Raw genomic sequence first — 25908 nt, 5'->3', positions numbered from 1 at the left:
CACATCTTTGGGAGCACCGTTGTCCACCGTTCGTCCTGAATACCCCCGGCCGCACTTCGACCGTTCGCACGCCTGGCTGAATCTGAACGGGACGTGGGACTTCTCCCGCGACCCGGATGGCTGGGGCGAGCAGATCGTCGTCCCGTTCGCGTGGGAGACGGAGGCCGCCGGGCCTAAGGCACACTGGCTGGAGTGGGGCTGGTACCGGCGGCAGCTCGCCGCTTCGGCCGACTGGTCCGGGCAGCGGATCGTGCTGCACTTCGGCGCGGTGCACCACCTCGCGACTGTGTGGGTGAACGGGACGCTGGTCGGTGAGCACGAAGGCGGATACACCCCGTTCGAGTTCGACGTCACCGACACCCTCGACGCCGACGGTGAGGGCACGCTGGTGGTGCGGGTTCACGCGCCGCTGGACAAGCGGGAGATCGTCCACGGGAAGCAGCGCAGCATTCCGCGCGATGTCTACGATGTCTGCGCTTTCACGCCGAGTAGCGGGATCTGGCAGCCGGTGTGGTTGGAGGCGCGGCCGGCTACGTACCTGGCTGATGTCGCGCTGCGGGCGAGTGCGGAGCTGGACGCGATCGAGGCGACTGTTTCGATCGGCGGCGACCTTGGCGCGAGTGCGCAGGTCACGGCGGCAATCGCCGACCAGCAGTCAGTCACTGTCACGGTCACCGACCCGACCCAGCCGGTCTCGTTCCGGCTCCCGATCGCCGAGCCGCGTCTGTGGAGCCCCGCCGATCCCCACCTCTACCCGGTGACCGTGACCCTGGAGTCCGCCGACGGCACCGACCGCGTCACCGCGACCACCGGCCTGCGCCGCGTCGAGACCGACGGCGACCGCGTCCTGCTCAACGGCGAACGCCTCTACGTCCGCGGCGTCCTGGACCAGGGCTACTGGCCGCGCACCGGGATCACCGCGCCGGACGACCAAGCGTTCGTGACAGACCTCGAAGCGGCCCGCGCCGCCGGGTTCAACCTGGTCCGCAAGCACCTCAAGCTCGAAGACCCGCGCTTCCTGCACCACGCCGACCGGCTCGGCATGCTCGTGTGGGCCGAGCCGGCGAGCACCGGGGTCTTCACGGCCGAGGCGGTCGCGCGCTTCGAGGCGCAGATCGAGCCGATGGTGCGCCGGGACGGGAACCACCCGAGCATCGTGATCTGGGGCCTCTACAACGAGGAGTGGGGCCTGGACTGGGACGTGGCCGCGGATCCGCGCAAGCAGGAAGCGACCCGGCACGCCTACGACCTGCTCAAGGCGCTGGACCCGTCCCGGCCTGCGGTCGACGACTCCGGCTGGTCGCACGTGGCCACGGACCTGGTCGACTGGCACGTCTACGACGAATACCCGGACGGCTGGGCCGCCAAGGTCCGCGCGCTGCTCGCCGACGGCGAGCCCGGTTTCCCGGTCGGCATCGGACCGGGCGTGGTGGTCGAGAAGGTGCTGATGGCCGACGGCCGGCCGGTCCCGCGGGTGCCGAACCTGAACAGCGAGTTCGGCGGCGGCCTCACGAGTGTCGAGCGGGGCTGGAACCTGCGCTGGCAGACGCTGGAGCTGCGGCGGTACGACGGCTTGTCCGGCTATGTGTGGACCGAGCTGTATGACATCGAGCACGAGACGGCCGGGATCTACGCCTTCGACCGTAGCGCTAAGGACGAGGGCGGGAACCCGCCGAACCTGACCAACGCGGTGACGGTCGCCATCCCCGACGTCGTCCCGCTGGCTCCCGGGTGCGATCTCGTCGCGGCCGAGGGTGGTGTCGAGTTCGACGTGCGGATCTCGCACCACGGGACGGCGGCGGTCGAGGTGACGGTCGTTCCGGTCTGGGGTGCGACGTTGCAGCCTTATGACTTCACGCGGGTGCCTGTGCCCGGCAGCGGCTCGGGACAGAGTGTGAAGGTGCAGCCGTTCCGGCTGAGCGAACCGGTCCGGATCAGGGAGCTGATGCCTACTCGGGTGGACGGGGCCGCGGGGCCAGCCGGGGCGGAAGCGGCGGCGGATGTCGCGCGGCTGCACCTCGTGCTGGTCAGCGCGGGTGAGGTCGTCGGTCACACCTGCGTGGACGTCGCGACGCGCCCGGTGGGTCGCACCGCGATCGACGGCTCCCCCAGCGTGTCGCGGCAATAGGATCTCAGCCCAGGATGTCGTTGTTCCAGCCATTCCAGGTATTCCAGTTACTCCAGTTGTTCCAGCTCCCAGCAACCCTTCGTCACCCAAGCCTTCCGTAGGAGGACATCAATGGCCGGCGTCCGCCTCCGCGACGTAGCCGAACGCGCGGGCGTCTCGATCCGCACCGTCTCGAACGCGGTGAACGGGTACGCGCCCGTCTCCGACGAGGTGCGCGCGCGGGTCGAGGCGGCCGTGGCCGAACTCGGCTACAAGCCGAACCTCATGGCCCGCAACTTCAAGCGCGGCCGTACCGGCCTGATCACGCTGGTCGTCCCGGAACTGGACGTGCCGTACTTCTCCGAGCTGGCGCGCGCGGTCATCACCAAGGCCCGCGCGCACGGCTACACCGTCGTCGTCGACCAGACCGACGGCGAACCGGACCGGGAACGCGAACTGGTCATGCGCGACTCGGCCGCGTCGGCGATGTTCGACGGCGTGATCCTCAGCCCGCTCGCCCTCACCCACGCCGACCTCGCCCGCCGCGGCGCCGACCAGCCGCTGGTACTGCTCGGCGAGCGCATCGCGGAGAGCGCCTACGACCACGTCGCCATCGACAACGTCGCCGCCGCCCGCACCGCGACCGAGCACCTGCTGGACCTGGGCCGGCGCCGCATCGCGGCCGTCGGCGACCAGCCGTGGGAGAGCGGCGAGACCGCCCAGCTGCGCACCCGCGGCTTCCGCGACGCGCACGAGGCGCGCGGCCTGGCCGTCGAGGAGTCCCTGATCGTCACCACCCGGCGCTTCCACCTCGCCAGCGGCGCCGAGGCGATGACGGCGTTGCTGGCCCACCCGCAGGGTCCCCCCGACGCGGTGTTCTGCTACAACGACCTGGTCGCGCTGGGTGCCATCCGCACTCTGCTGACGAACGGGGTGCGGATCCCCGAGGACATCGCCGTGGTCGGCTTCGACGACATCGAGGCCGGTCGGTACAACACACCGACGCTCACCACCATCTCGCCGGACAAGACGGCCATCGCGCAGCTTGCCGTCGACCGGCTGATTGCCCGACTGGATAAGGAGGATGAGACGGCGCCTGCTGAATTTTGGGCGCCGTATGAGTTGGTGGTGAGGGAGAGCACCGTCGCGGCGGCGGGGCACCCTTCTCTATTTTCTAAAGACCCGAAGATGGGCTCAACCCCGCGTGGGGTTGGCGCGTCCCATTGGCATGAACGTACCGGGCCTTGATCCTCGAGAAGTTCGCCGCGACGCCGGGCTCCGGCCCGGCCGGGGGCTGTCACGCCGGTTGTTGTTGGGCGTCGGTGGTGTGACGTTGCTGAGCGGATGCGCTTCCAACGGCGGCGGATCCGCCGGTGCGGGGCCGGTTCGGGCGACGACGCCAGCCGGCGCGACCGTTCCGACCGGCTCGGAGCCCAGCTCGCGTCCGACCACCGGTGGGGCTCCGTTCCCCGGCCACGGCACTGCGGGTTCCGGCTCCAGCACTGGCAGCGCCGGCTCTGTCAGCTCTAGCCCTGTCGGCTCTAGCTCTGGTTCCAGCAACGGCGGCGCCGCTGGGTCGCCCACCACGGCGCCCGCCGCGAACCGTAATGACGCGCCGCCGGCGCCGGGGCATCCGCAGTTCTACGTCCATGAGGGCGACAAGGCGATAGCGCTGACCATCGACGACGGCCCCAGCTCCAAATACACCCCGCAGGTGCTGGCGTTGCTGGCCCAGTACAAGATCGCCGCGACGTTCTGCATGATCGGTCAGAACGCGGCACAGCATGCCTCTTTGGTCGCCGAGGTCAGCGCTGCCGGGCACCTGGTCGCCAACCACACTTGGGATCATGCTGACCTGTCGCGGATGAGTGAGGCGCGGGTGACCGCCGAGATTGAGCGCGCCAATGACGCCATCACCAAGGGCGGCGCCAGGCAGCCGGTGTTGTTCCGCGCGCCTGGCGGCAACTGGTCGCCCACCGTGTTCTCGGTCTGCGCCAAGATGGGATTGCGGCCGCTGGACTGGTCCGTGGACCCGCGCGACTGGTCGCGCCCAGGCACCGACCACATCGTGCAGACCGTCATGGGCCACACCCACACCGGCTCGATCATCCTCGAACACGACGGCGGCGGGGACCGGTCACAAACGGTCGCCGCGCTGAGGCGGTTCATACCGCAGTTGCTGGAGGCCGGGTACCACTTCGTGCAGCCCTGACGGCTAATAGGACGTTAGGACCGACTCGGCACCAGTATCGGGATCACAAACTCCCCAGCTCCGTCAACGAGGCGATCACCCGGATACCGGTGTCCGGGGCGGTATCAGCACCGGCGCCAACACCCGCACCGTCGCCAGTAGCGCCGCCAGCCGAGCGGTCCAGCCAGATGGCCTGCAACCCCGCGTCCCGTGCCCCGACCGCGTCCGTCTCGTAGTTGTCGCCCACGTAGGCCACCTCGGCGGGGGCCACGCCCAGCGCCTCGCAACCGGCGAGGAAGATGCTCGCGGCGGGCTTGGCGGCGCCGTGTTCCTGGGAGCAGACCAGCGGTTCGGCGAAGTAGCCGAGCAGGCCGATCGCCTCCAGCTTCGAGCGCTGGTGCACGGTCGCCGAGTTCGACACGACGCCGAGGCGGTACCGGCCCGCCAAGTCGTCCAGCGCCGGCTTCGCGTCGTCGAACGCCCGCCGGGTCGTGTTCTTGCGCGCCGCGTAGTCCGCGAACCACGCCGCCGCCGCGTCATCCGCCAATTCGGATGCGCCGACCACCCCGGCCGCTGCGAGAAAGCGTCGGGTCCGCTCGTTCTTCTGGCCGGTGAAGGTCGACTCGCCGCGCAGGAACCGGTCGTACTCCTCCTCCTTGAGTTCCCGCCACACACGCAGCGCCTCCGCCGGCGATGCGAACCGCTCAGTGAGCCCTTCGGCTACCAGGTGTTCGTGGAGTCCCGCCTCCTCGGCACCCTCAAAGGCATACAGGGTCCCATCGACGTCGAACAGCACTCCACGGATCGCCATGGTGATCATTGTGGCGGGAGACGTCGAGCTGGAACAGCTCTGTGATCAAGAGCACTTGTGGATCAGGCCTCTACCGTCCTGGCCGCCTACAGAGACCGGCGCGGGTCAGGATCCTGTTTGTATTGCGGCTACTGCGGCTACTGGTCAACTGATCGACCGGACCCGCACGCTCTAATCGCCGAGCGTGCCGGGTCCCAGAAGCATGCCGCCGGTCGCGTCGATCCAGTTGCCGGTGATCCAGCGGGCGTCGCGGGAGACCAGGAAGGCCACGGCATCGGCGATGTCCGCTGGTTGGCCGACGCGGCGCAGCGCGACGAGGCCGGTGGCCTGTTCCACCAGGTGCGGTGAGTCCTGGATCCAGGAGTTCATGGCGGTCTCGGTGATCCCGGGCGCGATGGTGTTCACGGTGATGCCCCGCCGGCCGAGGTGGTGGGCCAGGTTCCGGCCGAGTGCGTCCAACGCGCCCTTGGTCATCGCATAGGCGGTCTCCGGCATGGCGATGCGGGTGGCGGCGGAGGAGATGTTGACGATCCGGCCGCCGTCGGGGAGCAGCGGCAGTGCCCGCTTGATGATGAAGTACGGGGCCTTCACGTTGACGGCGAACAGGCGGTCGAACTCGTCCGGTGTCACCTGGTCGAGGGTGCCGGAGAACACAGCGGCGTTGTTCACCAGGATGTCCAGCGCCTGACCGGCCAACCGCCGCTCCAGTCCCTCGAACAGGGTGTCCACATCGCCGTCCACACCGAGTTCGGCGCGGAGGGCGAACGCCTTCCCGCCGGCGCGCTCGATCGCGGTCACCGTTTCCCGGGCCGCGTTGTCGTCGCGGCCGTAGTGCACGGCGACGAGTGCGCCGGCGCCGGCCAGCCTGGTGGCGATCGCCCGGCCGATTCCCCGAGACGCGCCGGTCACCAGAGCCGTCTTTCCCGTCAGTCCCATGCTGCGATCTTCGCGGCCGATCGGACCGCGCGTCCAAGACAAGCTGTAATAGCCTACGGCTATGGATGCCCGCCTTCAGGACCTGCGCTACTTCATCGCGGTCGCCGAGGAGCTGAGCTTCACCCGGGCCGCGTCCGACCGGCTGTTCATCTCGCAACCGGCGCTGAGCAAACAGATCCGGCAGCTGGAGGCCTGCCTGCGGGTGACCCTGTTCGACCGGGATCGCCGCACGGTCACCTTGACCGCGGCCGGTGCGGCGTTGCTGCCACGCGCCCGGCGGATCATCGAGCTCTGGGAACAGGCACGTCAGGAGACGGCCGAGGCATCCGCCACACAGCGAGCCATCCTGACGGTCGGCTTCCAAACCCGGATCGGCCGTGGGCTCATTCCCACCGTCACCGACCGGCTGGCCGACGCCCTGCCGAACTGGCGGCTGCTGTTTCGTCAGGTGCCCTGGAGTGATCCGTCGATCGGACTCGCCAAGGGCGCGGTGGACGTGGCCATCACCTGGCTGCCGCTCCCCCGCGACACCGGGCTTTCCTGGCGGGTGATCGCCACCGAACAGCGGTGGGTGGCCCTGCCGCCCGGACATCGCCTGGCTCGCGGGAACGCGGTCCCGTTCGCCGAGCTCATCGACGAGCCCTTCATCGCCCTCCCGACAAGCGCCGGTCCGCTCCGCGAGTTCTGGCTGGCCGCCGCGGACCGGCCGCGCCCCGCCACAGTCGCCGCGGAGGCCGAGACTGCGGAGGAGACCCTGGAGGCGGTCGCCGCCGGACTCGGCATGGCACTGCTACCCGCCGGCAATGTCGAGATCTACCAGCGAGACGACGTGGTCTACCGACCGGTGCACGGCCTGTCGCCCGGCGAACTCGGGGTCGCGTGGCGCAGCCCGGATCGGCGCGATGCCGTGCGCGTCTTCGTCAACGCCTGCGTCGGCTGCTTCTGCGGACCGGACTAGACCCGACTCCCGCGAAGTATCAGTGGCCTGAGACAGCGCGCTGCCCGCGATCAGATCGCGGGCAGCGGGCTGGGGCTCGCTCGTCCAAGACTTGAGAGTCCAGGACTAGAGCGTCCAAGACTTGAGAGTCCAAGACTTGAGCGTCTAGTGGATGATGGTGGTGGGAACGAAGGTGCCGATGGTGATGGTGTAGGTGGCGTCGTCCGTGTACTCGTTGTTGCCGATCGCCCGGGTGTAGCCGACCAGCGACTCGCCCATGCACTGCGCCGCGAACGTGAACTGGCGGTTGATTCCCGAGCCGAAGTTCAGCCCGACCGTGTACTGGCCGGCGCCGGTCCGGGCCAGCGTGTAGCTGAGCGGCACCGGAGCGTTGATCGAGAATGGCTGGGACGCTCCGCCGAACCCGCCGCCCGTGGGCGGGATGAAGGTGGCCCGGTCGCTGAACAGGTAGTTGCTGGTGCTGCCGGTGAGCTGACCGTTCGCGAACTGGCCCGAGACCCCGCCGGAGGGGTAGCTGTAGGCATACTGCTCGCCGCCGTAGCCGACGATCCCGTCCGGCTGGTTGGACACGACGGTCACCGGATAGGTGCCGTTCGTCTGAGGGGACTGGAACACCTGGTCCAGGTCCGCGCAGGACATGGCCGCCGCGGCATGCACCACCCCGGTCGGATGTGGCGTGCTGGAGGTGCTGCTCGCCGCGGCGACGGCCGCCGTACCGCCGACGCTCAGCGCGATCCCGGCCGCGCAGCCGGCCAGCGTGATACGCGTGAAAGCTCCCACGATGTCACTCCCTTAAAAGCCCGAATACCCGATTACCGGATCAGGTTAGGAGGCGTCTAAGGGCTCTCGTATCCGTGGAACCACGCGCATTCCGGAACCGATAAATGGTCGGTCGGCCTCAGCTACAGCCACACGCCGCGATCGTTTCAGCGCACCGCCGACAATCCGGTGGCGTGTTGGACACCGATGTCCTGTACCCCGATGCCCTGCACCCCGACGCCCAGCGCCCCGACGCCCAGCCGATAGATCCGGGTCACCTCGGCGACGCGTTCCCCGAGCCGGAACGCGGTCCGCAGATCGGCGGCCGGGGGCGCGACGTCCGGGCCCTGGTCGGCGTTGGCCTGGGCCATCGCGCCGAGCCAGCTGCCCAGCCGGTTCAGGTCGTGCTCGGAGCCGGTGCTGGTGGTCCAGCCGGCGGGCAGGTCCAGGCCGACCCAGATCATGCCGTGCTGGGCGGCCAGTACCGCCAGGTCGACCAGGGTGTTGAACTTGTCCCCGCTCTTCCCGCCGCTGGTGGTGAACCCGGCCGCGATCTTGTCGCGCCAGCGCAGGTCGTCGGCGAGGACCTTGCTGGTGCGCTCGGCGAAGGCTTTGAAGACCGCCGACGAGCCGCCCATGTAGGTGGGTGTGCCGAAGGCGATCGCGTCGGCGGCGTCCAGGGTGGACCACAGCACCGGGTCGTCAGGGTCGTCGACGGTCACCAGGTCCACCTCCGTCCCGGCGGCGGATCCGGCGCCGTCGGCCAGGGCCTGCGCCTGTCGGGCGGTGTGGCCGTAGCCGCTGTGGAAGGCCACCGCTATGCGTACCGGCTCGTTCGGGAAGGCGATCGGCGGCGTTGTTTCGGGCATGTCATGCTCTTTCATGTAGGTTTCCGCACCCGGTTCCGAGGACTTTCGGGCCGGGCACGGGTATGACGGATCGGCCCTCGGAAAGGTGACCCATGGACGACCGGGACGACGACCGGGGCGACGACCGCGACCAGTTGGCCGAGCGGTTCGAAGCCCACCGGGGCCACCTGCGCGGCGTCGCCTTCCGCATGCTCGGCTCGCTCAGCGACGCCGAGGACGCCGTCCAGGAGTCCTGGGTCCGGCTCGACCGCACCGGTGCGGACCAGTTGGAGAACCTTCCGGGTTGGCTCACGACCGTCGTCGGGCGCATCTGCCTGGACATGCTCCGCTCACGCAAGGCACGCCGGGAGATCGCCGGTCACGACGACACCGTCGCCGCGATCCCCGACGAGCGCACGGCGGAACCGGAGCAGGAGGCGCTGTTGGTGGAGTCGGTCGGCCGGGCGATGCTCGTCGTCCTGGACCGCCTCAGCCCCGCCGAGCGAGTGGCGTTCGTCCTGCACGACATGTTCGCGGTGCCGTTCGACGAGATCGCCGTCATCGTGAACCGGACGCCGGTCGCGGCCAAGAAGCTCGCCAGCCGCGCACGACTGCGCGTCACCGACACCTCGGCGGGCTCGACGGGCTCGGCGGGCTCGGCGGGCTCGGCGGGCTCAGCCGGACACGTCGACCTCGCCTGGCACCGCCAGGTCGTCGAATCGTTCCTGGCCGCCGCACGCGGCCGCGACATCGCCGGACTGCTCGCCGTCCTGGACCCCGGCGTCGTCCGGCACGCCGACGCCGTCGGGCTGCCGCCCGGGGTGCCGTTGGAGGTCACGGGAGCGAACGCGGTCGTGGAGGAGACGCTGCTGCTCACCCGCAACGCCAGGTTCGCAGACGTCGTACTCGTCAACGGAACGATGGGACTGGTCGTCGCACCGCGCGGCCGTCTGCTGCTGGCGCTCACGTTCGCCATCAAGGACGGCAGGATCACGGAGTACTCGGTGATCGGCGACCCGCAGCGGTTGGAACAGGTGCAATTCTCACTGCCGCCCCAATGAGGGTGTGGAGCGGCGAGGCTCAGATCCACTCCCAGCGCGCCCCGATGATCCCCGGCCGGATGTCGGGCACCACCATGTGGATGGCGCGATGGCTGTCCACGGTGAGTTCGGCGCTCTCGTCCGTCGGTCCCTGGGTGTGGCGGGCGGTGAATCGCTGGCAGCGCACCGGGAGGGCGTCCGGGTGGAAGCGGACGTAGAGCACGAACATCCCTCCGGCGAAGCGGTAGCCGTTGAAGTGCTGGCAGCATTCGATATCGGCGTGGGGACGGATCGCGTAGGTGAGGACCTGGGTCTCCCCGGCCCTCAGGGACCGGTCGAACAGCAACTCGGAGATGACGGAGCGGGTCTGGGCGTGGCGCCGGACGCGGCCGATCCGGCAGCCGTCACCGACCACGATCTCGATGGCGTCGGCGTCGGTTCCCGGGTCGCCGCTGTAGATCATCAGGGCTCGGTCCACGCCGTCGTAGTGCGCGCGGAGCACCCAGATGACCTCCACCTCGACCAGTTCGCGCCGGGCCCCCACCGTGACCGTGTTGTACTCCGCGACGATGTCCAGCTTGCCGGCGGCCGGGCTGTCCAGGTCGGCGAGTTGGCGGCCGAGGTCGCCGGGGACCCGGACGATGTCGGCGAACGGATTGGGCCACTGGCCGGTGCGCAGGGCGAAGCCGCGCGGCTTCGGCGGCCCGAGCAGAACGGTCAGCGAGTGCGGCGGCAGGCCCAGGATCCCCTCCAGCGCGGCCACCACGCGCAGCGATTCGGGACGCTCGGGCCGCCGGACGCCGCGCTGCCAGTAGCTCAGCGTGGTCACGCCGACGTTCAGGCCGTGGTCGGCCAGCCGGTTCCGGAGCCGTTCCAGGCTGAGGCCGCGGGCGGCTATCGCCGTGCGCAACGCGACGTCGAACGGCCCCGTGTGGATCGCCGCCGCCACCGCGGCGTCCGCGGGACCCATCTTGTCGAGGTGTGCCATCAGAACTCCGATTCGCGGCCGTTCGGCGGCTGGCACGGTCGAGTGGATGCCTCCAGGCCGGTGTGAATTTACCGGCTATCCATGGTCCTTCCATGCACGCGCCTTGATTAATCGTGCGTTGTGGCATGTCGGGGCCGAAGCCGGCGGCCGCGGCGGCGAGCCGCGCGTTCACAGGCGTTCCCGGTACGTGGACGACGGCGTCGCAGGGTGCTGTTCGGGGCGCTCGCCAGTCCTTATCTTTCCGTCGAAAGCGCTGCCGGTCCGGAGCATCGCCACCTCGGCTCACGTCGGGTCACGTTCGGTTCATGTTCGGCTCACGTCGGCCGAAGCCCGGACCGGTCAGCGCTTTCAGCCGGCGGCGCTTTCGCCCCGGTCCGCTTCCCCATCAGCACACCCACCGCCACCGCAAGGAGACTGGAATGGGAGCAAGAACTCCGCTGCGCGCGCCTGCCCGGCGTGGCGCCTTCGTCGCGGCCTGTACCGCGGTACTGGCCTTCGTGTTCGCCACGACGGCGTCGGCCGCCGAGTTGGGCATCGACATGCAGGTCCAGCAGCAGGACGAGTGGTGCTGGGCCGCCTCGGGCGACACCATCGCCACCTTCCTGGGCCACGGCACCGACCAGAACTCGTTCTGCGACCTGGCCATCGGCCAGGACACCTCGCAGCAGTGCCCGAACCAGGCCGGAGAGCTCGCCTGGGACCAGACCGCCTACCAGGCCCTGGGAATATCGCCCGGGGTGGAGAGCGGCGCGGTCAGCTTCGATCAGATCGTCTCCGACATCAACGCCGGCCACCCGTTGCAGACCGGTATCTCCTGGACCGCCGGCGGCGGCCACTCCGAGGTGATCTACGGCTACGACTCGGGCAGCCAGACCATCAGCTTCGGCGACCCGTGGCCGGACGACCAGCGCATGAACCAGATGGACTACAACAGCTACGTCAGCAACGACCAGTTCACCTGGGACGACACCCTCTCTCAGATCGGAGCGTGAGACGACGATGCGTACCGACAAAGTGTCCGCCCTGCGCACCCTGATCGGCGCCTCGGCCGTGGCCGGCGCGCTCGTGATCGCCGTCGCGCCGCTGAGCTCGGCGGCCACCGCCGTCCCGGCCGTCCCCGGCGCGTCCAGCACCGACGTCGCCGCCGCGAGCCACGCAGCGGCATCCCCGGTGGTACTCCAGCGCCTCGGCGGCTTCTTCGCCCAACTGGGCCCGGCCGGCACACCGCTGTCGGTGCACGCCGCCGCACCGGCCCCCGCCGCCGTCGCAGCCCAGGCACCACACCTGGTCGGCGCCACGGTGCCCGTGTACTACCTCAACCCCGGTTTCGTGACGGCCCCATACGGCACCACCGCGGTCGCCAAGCAGGAGTTCATGGCCACCGCGGCGGTCTCAGCCTCCGGCCAACGCGCCTCGGTCTGGACCGCCCGCAGCACGGCCCACCAGAACGCCTGGACCGAATTCAACATCGCCTCGGGCAGCACCGAGACCGACATGACGGCAGCCGCCGCCAAGCTGGGCAACGGCGCGATCGCGTTCTACGAGCCGCAGATCCACGCCTGGTACGGGCTGTTCAAGGACCACGTGACCCCGCTCAACAACGACGCGATCCACTCGGTGGGCTCCGCCGGTATCTCGCTCGTGGGCTACCAGCGCCTCGTCAACGGCCGCTACGCCGACAAGGTCCCCGGCACCGCGTACGCGAACCAGCACATGCTCGGCGGATTCAACACCGGTCCGGCGAAGCCCGCGAGCGGCACGCACAGTGAGAACACTGAGATGGCCTTCGGCGCCGCCGGTCTCGCCGGGCTGTTCGGCATCGGATACGCCATCCGGCGCCGGCGTGGCAGCTTCGTTGATGCTCGGTAGTTGAGGCCTGTTGAGGGAACGTAAGGGGGGCGGCCGCGCAGGGAACTGCGCGGCCGTATCAGATTTGGCAGATGGGCGAGCGGGTCCGGGTGCCTGTGATGGTGTCAGTGACGGGTGCCAGTTACGGGTGCCAGTGATGGGTGAAGTGGCGGGTGAAGTGACGGGTGAAGTGACGGGTGCGGGTGGCAGGGTTGTGGCTTGTGGCTTGCGGTTGGTGTGTTGGTTAAAGGCATTTTTTACGGAACTACCTGGTATTGACTAATCACGGATCGAGACGCAGTTCGTTGTGCCGCTCGATGTGCGTAGGCGGCCGCCGGTTGTGCGGGTGGTGCGCGGCAGTCCGAGTCACTGCGCATACGTTGCGTTGGCGGGCGGCGGTCGTGCGTGGTGGGTGCCTGAAGTCAACGGCAGGCGCCTCCGGCGGGGGCTCTTGGCTCCCTCGGGGAACTGGCGCAATTCCATAGGGTGGTCCGGTCAGGGCCCTGCGGCGGCGGTTTGTGAGGTGGTGCGGTTCGTTCCCCACGGTCGCGTCGTCAGCCCCAAGGGGTACAGCGCCGAACCCCGGGAGTAAAGTCCGCGCGCTGCGGTCAGGCGTGAAGGTGGCGGCTGCGTACAGCGCGAACTTGACTCCCGAGAACCGGCACTGTAGGCAAAGCCCTGCCGACGCGACCGAGGGGAACGAACCGAAAACCGACCGGAAGAAAAACAATCGAAGGGCCCGTAGACGCGCGCTGGTGATGCGGCCGCCGGTAAGGGCGTGGGCGGGTCGGTGGTCAGCTGGTCGAGAACGTGCCCGGGTGCGGTGTGCGGTAACCGGTTGCAGCGGCGGCGGGCCGCACGTCCGGCGCCCGGCCACGTCAGTCGAAGACCACCCGGTCCACGTGCGTCATCACCGGGCTCACCTCGGCCGGCAGTTCCTCGCCCAGCTTCGGTGGGGTCACGCCGTCGGGCACGAACAGCACCGATACCTGCATGTGCGGGGGCTCTGCGAACCACAGTGTCCGGCCCTGCCAGGAGAAGGGGGACATTGTCCGGTTCAGTAGTGCCAGGGCGGCGCGGCGGATGAATTTCGCCCGGTTCACCAGGCCGGATGGGCCGCGGCCGAAGTTCTTGGGGTTCTCCATGCCGACGCCGTGGGCTGTGCCGCCGGAGACGGTGAGGAGGTAGCCGTCTTTGCGTGCCTTGTGCTGTCGGTAGCCGAAGCGGTCGCCCTTGCTCACCTTTTGCACGCTGTGGATGGTGCCTCGGGCCTGGAGGGCGCCGCGGTCGCCGAGCCAGAGTTCGGTGCCGATGCGGGGTCGGACTGTGGTGCCGGGGTGGCGTTTGGCCAGAGTGCTGATTTCGGCTGGGGACAGGTGGCTGACGAACAGGGTGGGGACTGGGATGCCGGCGGCGGTGAGGGCTTCGACCCAGTCGCTGGCTTCGCGGACGTAGTCGTGGCCGCCGGTGATGCGGTCCAGGGGCATGTGGACGGAGAAGCCTTCGACGCGGGTCTGGTCCGATTCCAGGGCGGCGGCCAGGTTGGGGATCTCGCTCTTCTCCAGGCCGAAGCGGCGCATCGAGGTCTTCAGGTCGACGACTGCGCGGCGGCCTGTCAGGGCCTCCAGGGCCTCGACGGAGGCCACGGTGCGGATGACGCGGTCCGGGAGGTCGCGGACGTCCTCGCCGACCAGGTAGGGGGTCAGGACCAGCAGGCGGCCCGAGTAGTGGTCCTTGGCCTGTTCGGCTTCGGCGGCCGTGCCGACCGCCGTGATCTCCACGCCGCTCGCGGCGAGCTTGGAGGCCGCCTCCATGAGGGTCGCGATGCCGAGGCCGTAGCCGTTGACGCCCTTGGCCACCGGCACCAGATCGGGGTGCCGGGCCAGGACCTCGTCCTGGTGGGCGCGCCAGCGCTCGGCGTCGACGTGCAGCGTCAGCGACAAGGTTCCGACTCCTTATACGTACGCGTATTGTCCGCGCTCTATAGCGACGGGACAGGGTAGCTGTCGAGTTAGCGGCGGGACAGGTAGAGCTCGAAGGCCCGGTGCAGGAGCCGGTTCAACGGGTAGTCCCATTCCCCCAGGTACTCCACCGCCTGGCCGCCGGTGCCCAGCTTGAACTGGATCAGGCCGAACAGGTGGTCCTCGGGGTCCAGAGTGTCACTGATGCCGCGCAGGTCGTAGACCTTGCAGCCGGCGGCGTGCGAATCGCTCAGCATGCGCCACTGGATGGCGTTGGACGGACGCAGTTCGCGCTTGTGGTCGCCGGAGGCGCCGTAGGAGTACCAGGCGTGGTCGCCGACGGTCACCAGGGTGGTGGCGGCCAGGAGTTCGCCCTCGTGGCGGGCCAGGTACAGGCGCAGACGGTTCGGGTTCTCCGCCTCCATCGCCTTCCACATCCGCTGGAAGTACGGCAGCGGGCGCGGGGTGAACTGGTCGCGGCGGGCGGTGACCTCGTAGAGCTTGTGGAACTCCGGGAGGTCGTCGTAGCCGCCGATGGTGACCTCGACGCCGTTCTTCGCCGCCTTCTTGATGTTGCGGCGCCAGAGCTGGTTGAAGCCCTTCTGGATGTCCTCCAGCTCGCGCGGTTTGCCGGAGTCGTCGACCAGCGGCAGCTGGAACACGTAGCGGGGCTGGAAGTCGCCGAAGCCGGCGCCGTCGGACTCCTTGCGGGTCCAGCCGGTGGCCCGCAGGTTCTCGATGACGTGCAGGGCAGTCGGGTCCTCGAAGTCCGCCTTTATGTCCTTCAGGCGTACGCCGCCGTCGGCGTCGGCGATGGCCTTCTTCAGCGACTCGGCGGTCCAGCGCCGGGAGACCAGCTGCGGGCCCATCTTCACCGTGAAGGCGCGCTGCTTGCGCAGGTGCGCCAGCAGCTGCTTCAGCGCCGGGCCGGCCTCGGCTGTGGTGAGGTCCAGGATCGGGCCCTCGGGGAGGTAGGCCAGGGACCGGCGCAGGAAGGGGAGCTTGTCGCGCTTGGGGATCGGCACGTCCCGGTAGAGCACCAGGGCCGCGCCGACGACCTGGCCGGTGGCGTCGTCGACCCAGCCGACCGACTCCGGGCGCCAGTCCGTCTTCACGTCGCCATTGGCGGGACACTGCAGGAAGCTGACAGAGGTCGTGGCGTTCTTCTCCGCCGCGCGCTCCTCGATGAACGCCAGATGTTCCTCGCGGCTCAGCGTCCGCACCCTCAAGACCATGCGCCAACCTTATGCGACGCGCTCCCGCAGCCACTTGATGTCCGCCGCCTGTGCCTCGGCACCGCCGGGGGTCTCACAGATCGCCGGGGCCCCGGCCTCGGCGATCACCTGGGCGATCGCCTCCGCCGGGGCGATCTCGCCGGCCCCGAAGTTGGCGTGCCGGTCGATGCCGGAGTCGAAGCCGCCCTGCGAGTCGTTGGCGTGGACCAGGTCGATCCGGCCGGTGACGGCCTTGAGGCCGGCGAGCGCGCTTTCCAGCGGGAGGCCGCCGGCGAAGGCGTGGCAGGTGTCCAGGCACAGGCCGATGCCGCTGTGCCCGACGGCGTCCCACAGTTTGGCGATCGACTCCAGGCGCCGGGCCATGGCGTGCTCGCCGCCCGCGGTGTTCTCGATGAACACCGGGCAGTGCTGCTCCAACTGGTCCACGGCCTTGCGCCAGTTGTCGAAGCCGGCGTCCGGGTCGTCGGCGGCGGTGATGTGGCCGCCGTGCACCACCACGCCGCGGGCACCGGCCTCGGCCGCCAGCGCGACGGTCTGCTGGAGCAGCTTGCGGCTGGGGATCCGGATCCGGCTGTTGGTGTGCGCGACGTTGATGATGTACGCGGCGTGCACGTAGACGGCCAGGTCGGCCTGTTCGGCGGCGGCCCGCAGCGCGGCGGCGCCGCCCGGGTAGGCCACGGTCGGCGCCTTCCAGCTCTGCGGATCGCCCAGGAAGATCTGGACGGCGTTCGCCTCGCGGGCCGCCGCCTCCGCGATCGGGTCTTCGTTGCCGACGTGGGAGCCGATGCGCATAGCCATGGCCAACACGCTAACCGCTCGCGCCGACAGGACCACCCGCGCCGGTGGTTGCCGGGTCAGCGGGCCCGGAGGCCACTGACCGGCGAACCCGTGGTGCCGGTGGGACTACCAGAGACCACCGTGGTGCAAGTGGAAGGCGAAGGCCACCGCGGCGATCCCGATCGAGCAGACGTTCACCATCCGCTCATAGGTGGTGTCCGAGGTCAGCTGCGCGTACAGCCCGACCACGATGCCGGCCAGCGCGATCCAGCCGCCCAGGATGTGTCCGCCGGTCCAGCCGATCAGCGCCGCGCCGACCACGGCCAGGACCAGGGCGGCGACGGTCAGGGCGAGTTCGTGCGTGTGGCTGCCGATGTGGAAGCCCGGGCGCTCACGGGGATCCTCCGCGTAGTCCGCGGCGGTCGAGCCGGGCCGGCCGGCCACCTCGGGGCCGTAGTCACCCGTGCCGGGGGTCGTCTGCGTCATGCCCTGTCACCTCACTCACGTGCGCACAGCGGATCACAAACGTAATCGGACCAATACCCAGGATCGGGTCAACCGACACGGATTTCAATCCGGGCGGCTCGCCGGGGTAGCCTTGACCGTTCCCCGAGTGTCAGTGGCCCGGAGTAGCGTCGCCGACGAAGGCGAGTTGCACCGTGCCGACCAGGGGAGACGCGCTAAACCCTCCTGCCACGGAGAGACCGTGGCCGCATAGTCCAAAGGAGGTGGGTTACGCATATGCGTCAGTACGAAGTCATGGTCATCCTGGACCCGGACCTCGATGAGCGTTCGATCGCCCCGGCCCTCGAGGGATTCCTCAAGGTCATCCGCGATCTGGGCGGCAGCATCGAGAAGAACGACATCTGGGGCCGCCGTCGGCTCGCCTACGAGATCAAGACCAAGAGCGGCAAGAAGGTCAGCGAGGGCATCTACGCCGTCGTCGACGTGCAGGCCACGCCGGACGCCGTCAAGGAGTTCGACCGTCAGGCGAACCTGTCCGAGACCGTCGTCCGCACCAAGGTCATCCGTCCCGACCAGCGGTAAGACACCCCGCACTCACGTTTGAGGACCTGACATGGCAGGCGAGACCGTCATCACCGTCGTCGGCAACCTGACCGACGACCCCGAGCTGCGCTTCACCCCGTCGGGTGCGGCGGTCGCGAACTTCACCGTCGCGTCCACGCCCCGCACCCTGGACCGCCAGACCAACGAGTGGAAGGACGGCGACGCGCTGTTCCTGCGCTGCTCGATCTGGCGGCAGGCGGCGGAGAACGTCGCCGAGTCCCTGACCCGCGGTATGCGGGTGATCGTCTCCGGACGGCTGCGCCAGCGGTCGTACGAGACGAAGGAGGGCGAGAAGCGCACGGTCGTGGAGCTGGACGTCGAGGAGATCGGCCCGTCGCTGAAGTACGCGACGGCGAAGGTCACCAAGGCGAACCGGCCCGGCGGCCAGGGCGGCGCAGGAGGTGGTGGCGGCGGCTGGGGTGGCAACTCCGGCGGCGGCGGCGGTAACTCCGGTGGCGGTGGCGGCGGGAACCAGGGCGGCGGCAACGACCCCTGGGCATCCGGCGGCGACGGCGGCTGGGGCAACGACGAGCCCCCGTTCTAAAGGCGCTCACCCGCCAAGGGCCTGCCGGCCCGGTCCCTCAAACGGACCCTTGAACTCGTAGTGAAGAAGTAACCAGGAGAGATCCAATGGCCAAGGCCCCTCTCCGCAAGCCGAAGAAGAAGGTTTGCGGTTTCTGCAAGGACAAGGTCGCGTACGTCGACTACAAGGACACCACGCTGCTCCGGAAGTTCATCTCGGACCGCGGGAAGATCCGTGCTCGTCGCGTGACCGGCAACTGCACCCAGCACCAGCGTGACGTCGCCGTGGCGGTCAAGAACAGCCGTGAGATGGCGCTGCTGCCCTACACCAGCACCACCCGCTAGGAAGGGGGAGGAGAGAACATGAACACCAAGCTCATCCTCACCCACGAGGTCGGCGGGCTCGGCGAGCCCGGCGACGTCGTCGAGGTCAAGGGCGGCTACGCCCGCAACTTCCTCATCCCGCGCGGCTACGCGATCGCGTGGACCCGCGGCGGCGAGAAGCAGATCGACCTGATCCGCAAGGCCCGCAAGGTCCGTACGGTCCGCGACCTGGCGCACGCCACCGAGCTCAAGGGCGAGCTGGAGGGCCTGCGGGTCCGGCTGGCGACCCGGGCCGGGGACTCCGGCCGGCTGTTCGGCGGCGTGACCGTGGCCGACGTGGCCGACGCGGTCAAGAAGGCGGGCGGCCCGGACGTGGACAAGCGTCGGATCGAGATCGGCAACCCGATCAAGACCGTCGGCGCGCACACCGTGTCCGTGCGGCTGCACCCGGACGTGCAGGCGAAGGTGGAGATCACCGTCGTCGGCGCCTGACAAAGACCTTTTGAGATCTTTTCGCCGGGCTTTCGGAAATTCATTTCCGCAGGTCTGGCGGAAGACTCAAAACAGGTTGTTCACAGAACCGCTCCACCGCAGCTCAAACGCGGTGGAGCGGTTTTGTTCCGGTTCTGTTTGCCGCCGCTGGCGCGCAGCTGGTTGACTTCGTTCATGCACGCCCCTTCCCGCCGCCAATCACTGCTGATACTCGGCAGCCTGGGCCTAGCCGCCGTGGCCGGCGGCGCCTACATGCTGGAAAATCACGGCGGTGCCGCCGAGGACGCCGCCAAGCCGCTCGGATACGGCCGCGGACACGGCCACGGCGACCCCCACGCCCACGGAGACGGCGAGTCCGAGGGCGTCGAGGGCGTCCCGGACACCAACACCGGCGAGACCGTCCCGGCCCTGTCACTGGCCCTGTCCGACGACGGCGCCTGGCGTCCGGACGCCGAGGGCTACCAGGCCGTCGAGGACGAGGGCCAGCAGATCAAGGGCTACGCCTCGGCGACCAGCATCAACCTCGGGGAGTCGATCGACTTCCACGTCAGCGTGCGCCCTTCGCAGAGCTTCACGATCAAGTTCTACCGCTTGGGCCGCAGCGGCACCGGCAAGGGCTCCGAGCTGGTCTTCACCAGCCCGAAGATCAGCGGCCGGACCCAGGCCGGGCTGAAGGTCCTCGAGCCGACCCGGACCGTGCTGGCGCCGTGGCAGTCCTCGTACACGCTGAAGGTGCCGGCCACCTGGCGCGGCGGGCTGTACGTGGCCACCTTCGAGACCGCGCAGAAGTACCGCAGCTGCGTGCCGTTCGTGGTGCGCGAGGACGGCAAGGCCGCGGACCTGCTGGTGGTGCTGCCGTTCACGACCTACCAGGCGTACAACCAGTACCCGGTGGACAAGTCGATCGGGGCCAGCCTGTACAACGCCTACCTGCCCAGCGGGAAGCAGGGCGGCGCCGACATCTGCTCGACCCGGGTCTCCTTCGACCGGCCCTACCACCAGGACGGGCTGCCCCGGCTGTTCGAGCTCGACCAGGCCTTCGCGCAGTGGGTCGAGGCGCAGCCGTACACGATCTCCTACGCCTCCGGGATCGACCTGCACGCCGGACGGATCGACCCGACGCTGTACAAGGCGATGGTCTTCTCCGGCCACGACGAGTACTGGTCGCCGCAGATGCGCTCCGTTCTTCAGGGTGCGCTTACTAGGGGTGTCAGTGCTGCGTTCATGGCCGCGAACAACGTCTACTGGAACATCCGCATGGACCCCTCCGCGACCGGGACCGAGCACCGGCAGGTGACCTGCTACAAACGGCATCCGGACCCGGCGGCGACCGGCGGCGTGCCGCCCACCGTGTTGTGGCGCGACCTGAACCAGCCCGAGCAGCAGATCCTCGGGTCGATGTACACGGCGATCATCACCGACCCCAAGCCGCTGCCGCTGGTGGTGTCCACGACCTCGCACTGGTTCTGGCGCGGGACCGGGCTCAAGGACGGGGAGCAGATCCCGCACCTGGTGGCCGGCGAGGCCGACAAGGTGTTCCCGCGGGTGAAGGGCGGGCCCAAGGCCACGATCCTGGCCGCCTCGCCGTTCACCGCCGAGGGGCCGAAGGACAAGCCGATCACCGACACCCAGCAGACGGTGCTGTGTCAGTACCCGTCGGGGGCGTGGGTCTTCGACGCCGGGACGTTCCACTGGAACCACGGGCTGTCCACACCAGGGTTCGTGGACAAGCGGATCCAGACCGCGACCCGGAACCTGCTGGACCGGATGACGGGGAAGACCACGGCATAACGGCCCGCTGTCTAGCAAAGGCCTGGGCTCTGAGCAAGATTCTTCCAGGAAAATTTTCGTCCACAGCCGGTGGACGAACCGGCGACGCTCCCGTGCACGTCAGGGCTTCACGATCGGTCGATGGTCGGATTATTCACAGCGGCCTTCCACACTCTGTCCCCAGGCTCACCGGCGTGTCTCCACAGCGATCCCCGGGTTTTCCACAGGTTATCCACAGGGGGTGTGGACGGCCGCCTCGACCCGCGGGGCGCGGTTCCGTACCGTGGAGGCTTCGGCCCTGTCGGACCCGTCGCGTACAAAAGAAGGCGATGGTTTCGCGGGTGTGGTGATGCGGGCAAGGGAGGCGGGACATGAGCATCGACGACCTGCCGTACACCGCGGACGAGGCCTACCAGGGCGGCTTCGAGCGGACCCCGCCGCAGGACATCCCGGCGGAGCAGTCGGTGCTGGGCGGCATGCTGCTGTCCAAGGACGCGATCGCCGAGGTCATCGAGGTCATCAAGGCCATCGACTTCTACAAGCCGGCCCACGAGCTGGTCTTCGCCTCGATCCTGGAGCTCTACGGCCGCGGCGAGCCGGCCGACCCGGTGACCGTCGCGGCCCTGCTCACCAAGAAGGGTGACATCAACCGCGTCGGCGGGGCGCCCTATCTGCACACCCTGATCAACTCGGTCCCCACCGCGGCCAACGCCGGCTACTACGCCGAGATCGTCAAGGAGCGCGCGGTCCTGCGCCGGCTGGTCGAGGCGGGCACCCGCATCGTCCAGATGGGGTACAGCACCGACGGCAGCGACGTCGAGCAGATCGTCGACGCCGCGCAGCAGGAGATGTACAACGTCACCGAGGCCCGCACCAGCGAGGACTACATCCCGCTGGCCGACGCCATGGAGGGCGCGCTCGACGAGATCGAGTCGATCTCCAACCGCTCGGGCCAGATGACCGGCGTCCCGACCGGGTTCCATGACTTGGACGCGCTGACCAACGGGCTGCACCCGGGGCAGATGGTGATCATCGCGGCGCGTCCGGCCATCGGAAAGGCGCTGGCGCTGGACACCCCGCTGCCGACCCCGAGCGGCTGGACCACGATGGGCGAGGTACACGTCGGCGACCTGCTGCTCGGTGCCGACGGTCGGCCCACCCGCGTTATCGCCGCCACCGAGGTCATGACCGACCGGCCCTGCTACGAGGTCGAGTTCTCCGACGGCTCGGTCATCGCCGCCGACGGGCAGCACCAGTGGTTCACCGAGACCCGGGCGTCACAGCGGGCCGCCCAGGGGGCGCTGGTCGGCGCCGGCGGCCCACCTCCGCCTCGCGCGACCGGTTCGGTGAAGACCACCGAGGAGATCGCCGGGACCCTGCGCTGCGAGACGGCCGACCGGCGACTGAACCACTCGGTGCCGGTGGCCTCGGCGGTGGAGCTGCCGGAGGCGGACCTGCCGTTGTCGCCGTACGCCCTCGGCGTGTTGCTGGGTGGCGGACACTCGGACGCCGGACACTCGGACGCCGCGCATGGACTCGACGGACTCGACGGACTCGACGGCAAGCACATCCCGGCGGCGTACTTGCGGGCCTCTGTACGGCAGCGGCGTGCGCTGCTCGCCGGGCTGCTGGACAGCAACGGGTCCGTCGACCGCACCGGGACCGTGCGGTTCTCGGTCACGAACCGGCGGCTGGCCCTCGACACCCACGAGCTGATCCTCAGCCTCGGCTACCAGGCCGTCCTTTCCGGAACGACTACGACGGCCCACACCGTCACGTTCACCCCGGCCGACCCGGTGTTCCGCCTCACCCGCAAACTGGTGCGGCAGACCACGCGGGACCACCCGACGACCCGGCAGCGGTACATCACCGCCGTTCGGCGGATCGACTCGGTGCCGGTGCGGTGCGTCGAGGTCGACAACGACGACCACCTCTACCTGGCCGGCCACTCGTGGATCCCGACCCACAACTCCACCCTCGGCCTGGACCTCGCTCGCAGCTGCTCCATCAAGAACGGCCTGACCAGCGTCATCTTCTCCCTCGAGATGGGCCGCAACGAGATCATCATGCGCCTGCTCTCGGCCGAGGCCCGGGTGGCGCTGCACCACATGCGCAGCGGCACCATGACCGACGAGGACTGGGCCCGGCTGGCACGACGGATGGGCCCGGTGTCGGAGGCGCCGCTGTTCATCGACGACTCGCCGAACATGTCGATGATGGAGATCCGGGCCAAGGCCCGGCGGCTGAAGCAGCGGCACGGCCTCCAGCTGGTGATCATCGACTACATGCAGCTGATGCAGCACAGCGCCGCGAACTCCAAGCGCCCCGACAACCGCCAGCAGGAGGTGTCGGAGATCTCACGGTCACTGAAGCTGCTGGCCAAGGAACTCGAAGTCCCGGTCATCGCCATCAGCCAGCTGAACCGCGGCCCCGAGCAGCGCACCGACAAGCGCCCGATGATGAGCGACCTGCGCGAGTCCGGCTCACTGGAGCAGGACGCGGACGTCATCATCCTGCTGCACCGCGAGGACGCCTACGAGCGGGAGTCACCGCGCGCGGGCGAGGCGGACCTGATCGTGGCCAAGCACCGTAACGGTCCGACCGCGAACATCACGGTCGCTTTCCAGGGGCACTACTCGCGGTTCGTGGATATGGCGCAGAGCTGACGGTGCGCTGTAGGGATCGGCTTTAGGTTGGCAATCGAGCGTGTATCTCAGCAGTGAGTCAGCAGTGCGCGGTATCTCAGCACTTTCAAACGTGTGCGTGACTGATTCCACCTACGTGGTGCGGTCGGCACCGTGGCGCACGGTGCGGAATCGGGCTGGCCAGAAGCATCACTCGGGTTTCTACTGGTGTGCTGAGCGCGGTCGGGGCTGAGGGTCGCTTGCCGGCTGGGTATCTGCGACGTCGTGAGCAAGGCCATCGGCAACATGTCGTCTCGGCGGCGGACAGCACGGGTCCAAAGCGTCGCTTCACCAGGTAGGGTGCAGTATTCGGCACTGACAGGTGAGCTGAAGTCTCAACTGCTTCGCCCGCTCCAGTAGACCTCGGGACCGGCGGACTTCGCCGCCATCTGCGCCCCGTTCTGCAACGCAGTATCGTTGCCGCTGGCGGCCAAGTCGATGTAAACCGCATCGGAGTTGACGACATAGCGATAGTCCGCCCGGACGTTTCCGCGGCTCATCGCGCCGTTGGTGCCGTTGTCGCATACCGACGCGCCGGTGCCGGTCTTCGGGCACCAGAATCCCAGATCGCCGCTTTTGGTGTTGGCGAGTTGGGACTCGACGCTCGAGGCGGTCGTCGCGTCGGGGAAGACGATGACCTCGATGCTGATCAAGATGGTGCCGGCATCGTTGGTGTAGCTGCCGTCGACCATGGCGGAGCAGTGGTTCGAGCTGAGCAGATTCTGCACTGACGAGGTCTGCGAGTTCTCTACGCAGGGGTCTGCGCCGGCGCCCTGCTGCTTGTAGACGCGGCCGTCGGAATCCGTGAAGGTCTCAGGGAGCACGGCTTCGGCGGTTTGCGGTGTCGTGTCCGACGCCGCCTCGTTCAGGTTGCTCCAGCTGAACGCGGGGGTGGTCGTTGTGAGGTAGTCGGTCGTCGGCGGGACGTACTCGGACGTCGTCGGGGGCACGTACTCGGACGTCGTCGGGGGCACGTAGGGAGTCGTGGTGGTGGTGCTGGTAGTCGATTCATTCGATGTCTGGCCGGTGTTGTCGGAGGACGTGTGCTTCCAGGGCTGCGTCACGCCGAGTACGACCGCGATGACCAGGGCCAGAACGCCGACCGTGGCCATCACCGCCATGGCCGGGTTGGTTCCCGTCGGTGGAGGGGCGGGTGGTCCGTACTGGTAGTACGGCTCGTTCTGCTGTCCTGGCTGTCCCGTTTGTGGGTACGGCGCCGGTCTTGCGAACGGCGATCCGTCCTGCGTGGCATCTGAGGCGATCTGTGTCGGGGGAAGTGGCGGCCGGTCGGCAGCGGGCGGCCTGGACACGCCCGGGGACCTGACGGCCGGACCGGGTTGCGCCGTAGGTCCCGGATCCGTTCCGCCGATCGCCGGAGCCGCTGCGACGTCGTACAAGGCGAACTCAGCCACGACAGTCTGCGGCAGCCACGACGAGGTGTGCGCGAGCGTCTTCTCGGCGAACTGGTCGCGTACCAGCGTGATGACCTCGTCGAGCGTGGGACGTGCGCCGGCTTCCTTGGCGAGGCAGCGCTCAATGATCGGCCCGAGATCGGTGGGGCAGTCCTGGAGATCGGGTGCGAGATCGGTGATCCGGTGGAACACGGCCAGCCCTTCGCCGAACGCGGTCCGGCCGGTGGCGGCGAAGTACATGAGCCCGCCGAGTGCGAAGACGTCGGCGGGGGTCCCCACCTCCCTGCCGAGCACCTGTTCGGGAGCCATGTAGGCGGGCGTACCCATCCGCTTCACGGTGAGGCTGGCGGTGGTGGCGTCGACGGCGTGTGCGATCCCGAAGTCGATGACGCGCGGCCCGTCGGCGGCGAGTAGGACGTTGGCGGGCTTCAGATCACGGTGGACGAGCCCGCGGGCGTGCACCGCCTTCAGCCCTTCGGCAACCCCGGCCAGCAGCCGGAAGACGGCCTGCTCGGGGAGCGGACCGTGCCGCCGCACGGCGTCGGCCAGGGACGGACCGGGGATGTAGGCGGTGGCGAGCCACGGCACCGGCCCCTCGGGATCGGCGTCGACGACAGGGGCGGTGTAGAACCCCTCGACGCTGCGCGCGGCGGAGACTTCGAGCTTGAACCGCCGCCGGAACTCCCCGTCGGCCGCATAGTCGGGCCGCACGACCTTCACGGCGACGGCACGCCCGCCCGGTGTGAAGGACAAGTACACGCGCCCCATCCCACCGACACCGATCCGTGCCCGGAACGTGTACCCGGCCACCCCGGGAAGATCACTGGCGTCCAGCGTTTCGAACCGGCTGTTCTCCATCATCCCGCCCCGCTCCGTCCGGCCCCCACCAAGGCAACTGAGAGGCCTGAGAATAGTAGTGCTATCTACTCCTGCCTTGCCCCGGCCGACGCACTGTGGTGCCACGCGTGCGCTACGGATTTCAGCGGGGTGTGGGTTGGGGCCATTGCTCGACTACCATGACCAGCCCCGTCTGAACTCTGCTCAACTATTGAGGAGACGTAGGGCGCGCTGCTCATCTATCTCGGGTCCCTACATGCGCGGCGGCGTCGGTGCCGCGGCCCGCTGGAACCCCCGGGCGGTACGCGACGTCCAACCTTCGCCGGTCGACCGCGGCGAA

The 25908-nt window shown here is 68.9% G+C and carries 23 protein-coding genes; 13 read left to right on the top strand and 10 right to left on the bottom strand.

Translation table 11 applies throughout. The annotated features are described in order from the left end of the window. Window positions 1-19: 19 nt before the first annotated feature. From IZR01_RS05305 to IZR01_RS05295, 3 genes are all read left to right on the top strand, one after another. The gene (locus IZR01_RS05305; RefSeq protein WP_194923093.1) at window positions 20-2128 is read left to right on the top strand and encodes a glycoside hydrolase family 2 protein; all 2109 of its coding nucleotides are present in this window, start codon (window positions 20-22) and stop codon (window positions 2126-2128) included. A gap of 111 nt (window positions 2129-2239) precedes the next feature. Further along, the gene (locus tag IZR01_RS05300) at window positions 2240-3355 is read left to right on the top strand and encodes a LacI family DNA-binding transcriptional regulator (RefSeq protein ID WP_194891935.1); all 1116 of its coding nucleotides are present in this window, start codon (window positions 2240-2242) and stop codon (window positions 3353-3355) included. A 79-nt stretch (window positions 3356-3434) separates the two neighbouring features. Then, window positions 3435-4319, top strand: a complete 885-nt coding sequence (locus IZR01_RS05295) for a polysaccharide deacetylase family protein (protein WP_194891936.1) — start codon at window positions 3435-3437, stop codon at window positions 4317-4319. A gap of 43 nt (window positions 4320-4362) precedes the next feature. On the opposite strand, the gene IZR01_RS05290 is transcribed toward IZR01_RS05295, so the two are convergent. Then, entirely contained in the window at window positions 4363-5109 is a 747-nt protein-coding gene (locus IZR01_RS05290) for an HAD family hydrolase (protein ID WP_194923092.1), read from the bottom strand. A 171-nt stretch (window positions 5110-5280) separates the two neighbouring features. Then, entirely contained in the window at window positions 5281-6045 is a 765-nt protein-coding gene (locus IZR01_RS05285) for an SDR family NAD(P)-dependent oxidoreductase (RefSeq protein ID WP_194923091.1), read from the bottom strand. A 61-nt stretch (window positions 6046-6106) separates the two neighbouring features. On the opposite strand from IZR01_RS05285, the gene IZR01_RS05280 reads away from it, so the two are divergent. Next, window positions 6107-7003: a LysR family transcriptional regulator gene (locus IZR01_RS05280; protein ID WP_194923090.1), complete on the top strand. Its 897-nt coding sequence runs from the start codon at window positions 6107-6109 to the stop codon at window positions 7001-7003. A 144-nt stretch (window positions 7004-7147) separates the two neighbouring features. Here the strand turns inward: IZR01_RS05280 and IZR01_RS05275 are convergent, their stop codons facing one another. After that, the gene (locus IZR01_RS05275; protein ID WP_194891940.1) at window positions 7148-7783 is read right to left on the bottom strand and encodes a hypothetical protein; all 636 of its coding nucleotides are present in this window, start codon (window positions 7781-7783) and stop codon (window positions 7148-7150) included. Between the two features lie 146 nt (window positions 7784-7929). Further along, window positions 7930-8631: a flavodoxin family protein gene (locus IZR01_RS05270; protein ID WP_194923089.1), complete on the bottom strand. Its 702-nt coding sequence runs from the start codon at window positions 8629-8631 to the stop codon at window positions 7930-7932. A 92-nt stretch (window positions 8632-8723) separates the two neighbouring features. Here IZR01_RS05270 and IZR01_RS05265 point away from each other — a divergent pair, with 92 nt between their 5' ends. Then, window positions 8724-9671 (top strand): sigma-70 family RNA polymerase sigma factor, encoded by a 948-nt coding sequence (locus IZR01_RS05265; protein ID WP_194923088.1) that lies wholly within the window; start codon window positions 8724-8726, stop codon window positions 9669-9671. Window positions 9672-9690: 19 nt separating this feature from the next. Here IZR01_RS05265 and IZR01_RS05260 read toward each other — a convergent pair whose 3' ends face one another. After that, complete coding sequence (locus IZR01_RS05260; protein WP_194891943.1) at window positions 9691-10638, bottom strand: helix-turn-helix domain-containing protein; 948 nt, start codon at window positions 10636-10638, stop codon at window positions 9691-9693. Window positions 10639-11057: 419 nt separating this feature from the next. Here IZR01_RS05260 and IZR01_RS05255 point away from each other — a divergent pair, with 419 nt between their 5' ends. Then, window positions 11058-11630, top strand: coding sequence for a papain-like cysteine protease family protein (locus tag IZR01_RS05255; protein ID WP_194891944.1), 573 nt, complete (start codon window positions 11058-11060; stop codon window positions 11628-11630). A 7-nt stretch (window positions 11631-11637) separates the two neighbouring features. After that, window positions 11638-12507 carry a hypothetical protein gene (locus IZR01_RS05250; protein WP_194923087.1) on the top strand — a complete coding sequence of 290 codons (870 nt, stop codon included), beginning with the start codon at window positions 11638-11640 and terminating at the stop codon, window positions 12505-12507. A gap of 857 nt (window positions 12508-13364) precedes the next feature. Here IZR01_RS05250 and IZR01_RS05245 read toward each other — a convergent pair. The 4 genes from IZR01_RS05245 to IZR01_RS05230 form a co-directional block, all read right to left on the bottom strand. After that, entirely contained in the window at window positions 13365-14429 is a 1065-nt protein-coding gene (locus IZR01_RS05245; RefSeq protein WP_194923086.1) for an alanine racemase, read from the bottom strand. A 68-nt stretch (window positions 14430-14497) separates the two neighbouring features. Continuing rightward, complete coding sequence (locus IZR01_RS05240) at window positions 14498-15682, bottom strand: lipid II:glycine glycyltransferase FemX (RefSeq protein ID WP_194895640.1); 1185 nt, start codon at window positions 15680-15682, stop codon at window positions 14498-14500. 9 nt (window positions 15683-15691) lie between these two features. After that, entirely contained in the window at window positions 15692-16480 is a 789-nt protein-coding gene (locus tag IZR01_RS05235) for a deoxyribonuclease IV (protein ID WP_194923085.1), read from the bottom strand. A 105-nt stretch (window positions 16481-16585) separates the two neighbouring features. Then, complete coding sequence (locus IZR01_RS05230; protein WP_194895642.1) at window positions 16586-16945, bottom strand: hypothetical protein; 360 nt, start codon at window positions 16943-16945, stop codon at window positions 16586-16588. Window positions 16946-17200: 255 nt separating this feature from the next. On the opposite strand from IZR01_RS05230, the gene rpsF reads away from it, so the two are divergent. The 6 genes from rpsF to dnaB all read left to right on the top strand — a co-directional run bounded on the left by rpsF (window position 17201) and on the right by dnaB (window position 23301). After that, window positions 17201-17506, top strand: a complete 306-nt coding sequence (rpsF, locus tag IZR01_RS05225; protein ID WP_012784585.1) for a 30S ribosomal protein S6 — start codon at window positions 17201-17203, stop codon at window positions 17504-17506. A 31-nt stretch (window positions 17507-17537) separates the two neighbouring features. Then, window positions 17538-18071 carry a single-stranded DNA-binding protein gene (locus IZR01_RS05220; protein ID WP_194923084.1) on the top strand — a complete coding sequence of 178 codons (534 nt, stop codon included), beginning with the start codon at window positions 17538-17540 and terminating at the stop codon, window positions 18069-18071. Between the two features lie 86 nt (window positions 18072-18157). Beyond that, complete coding sequence (gene rpsR, locus IZR01_RS05215) at window positions 18158-18394, top strand: 30S ribosomal protein S18 (protein ID WP_194895644.1); 237 nt, start codon at window positions 18158-18160, stop codon at window positions 18392-18394. Between the two features lie 18 nt (window positions 18395-18412). Further along, window positions 18413-18865: a 50S ribosomal protein L9 gene (rplI, locus tag IZR01_RS05210; RefSeq protein WP_194895645.1), complete on the top strand. Its 453-nt coding sequence runs from the start codon at window positions 18413-18415 to the stop codon at window positions 18863-18865. Between the two features lie 174 nt (window positions 18866-19039). Then, window positions 19040-20656, top strand: a complete 1617-nt coding sequence (locus tag IZR01_RS05205) for a N,N-dimethylformamidase beta subunit family domain-containing protein (RefSeq protein WP_194895646.1) — start codon at window positions 19040-19042, stop codon at window positions 20654-20656. Between the two features lie 350 nt (window positions 20657-21006). Next, entirely contained in the window at window positions 21007-23301 is a 2295-nt protein-coding gene (gene dnaB, locus IZR01_RS05200; protein WP_194923083.1) for a replicative DNA helicase, read from the top strand. A gap of 353 nt (window positions 23302-23654) precedes the next feature. On the opposite strand, the gene IZR01_RS05195 is transcribed toward dnaB, so the two are convergent. Further along, on the bottom strand, window positions 23655-25592 hold the full coding sequence (locus IZR01_RS05195; protein WP_228554930.1) for a serine/threonine protein kinase: 1938 nt from the start codon (window positions 25590-25592) through the stop codon (window positions 23655-23657). Window positions 25593-25908 lie beyond the last annotated feature (316 nt).

Source organism: Catenulispora pinisilvae (assembly GCF_015356865.1).
Lineage (GTDB): Bacteria > Actinomycetota > Actinomycetes > Streptomycetales > Catenulisporaceae > Catenulispora > Catenulispora pinisilvae.
The sequence above is the reverse complement of the archived record's forward strand: the minus strand, read 5'-3'. Positions and strand labels throughout refer to the sequence as shown.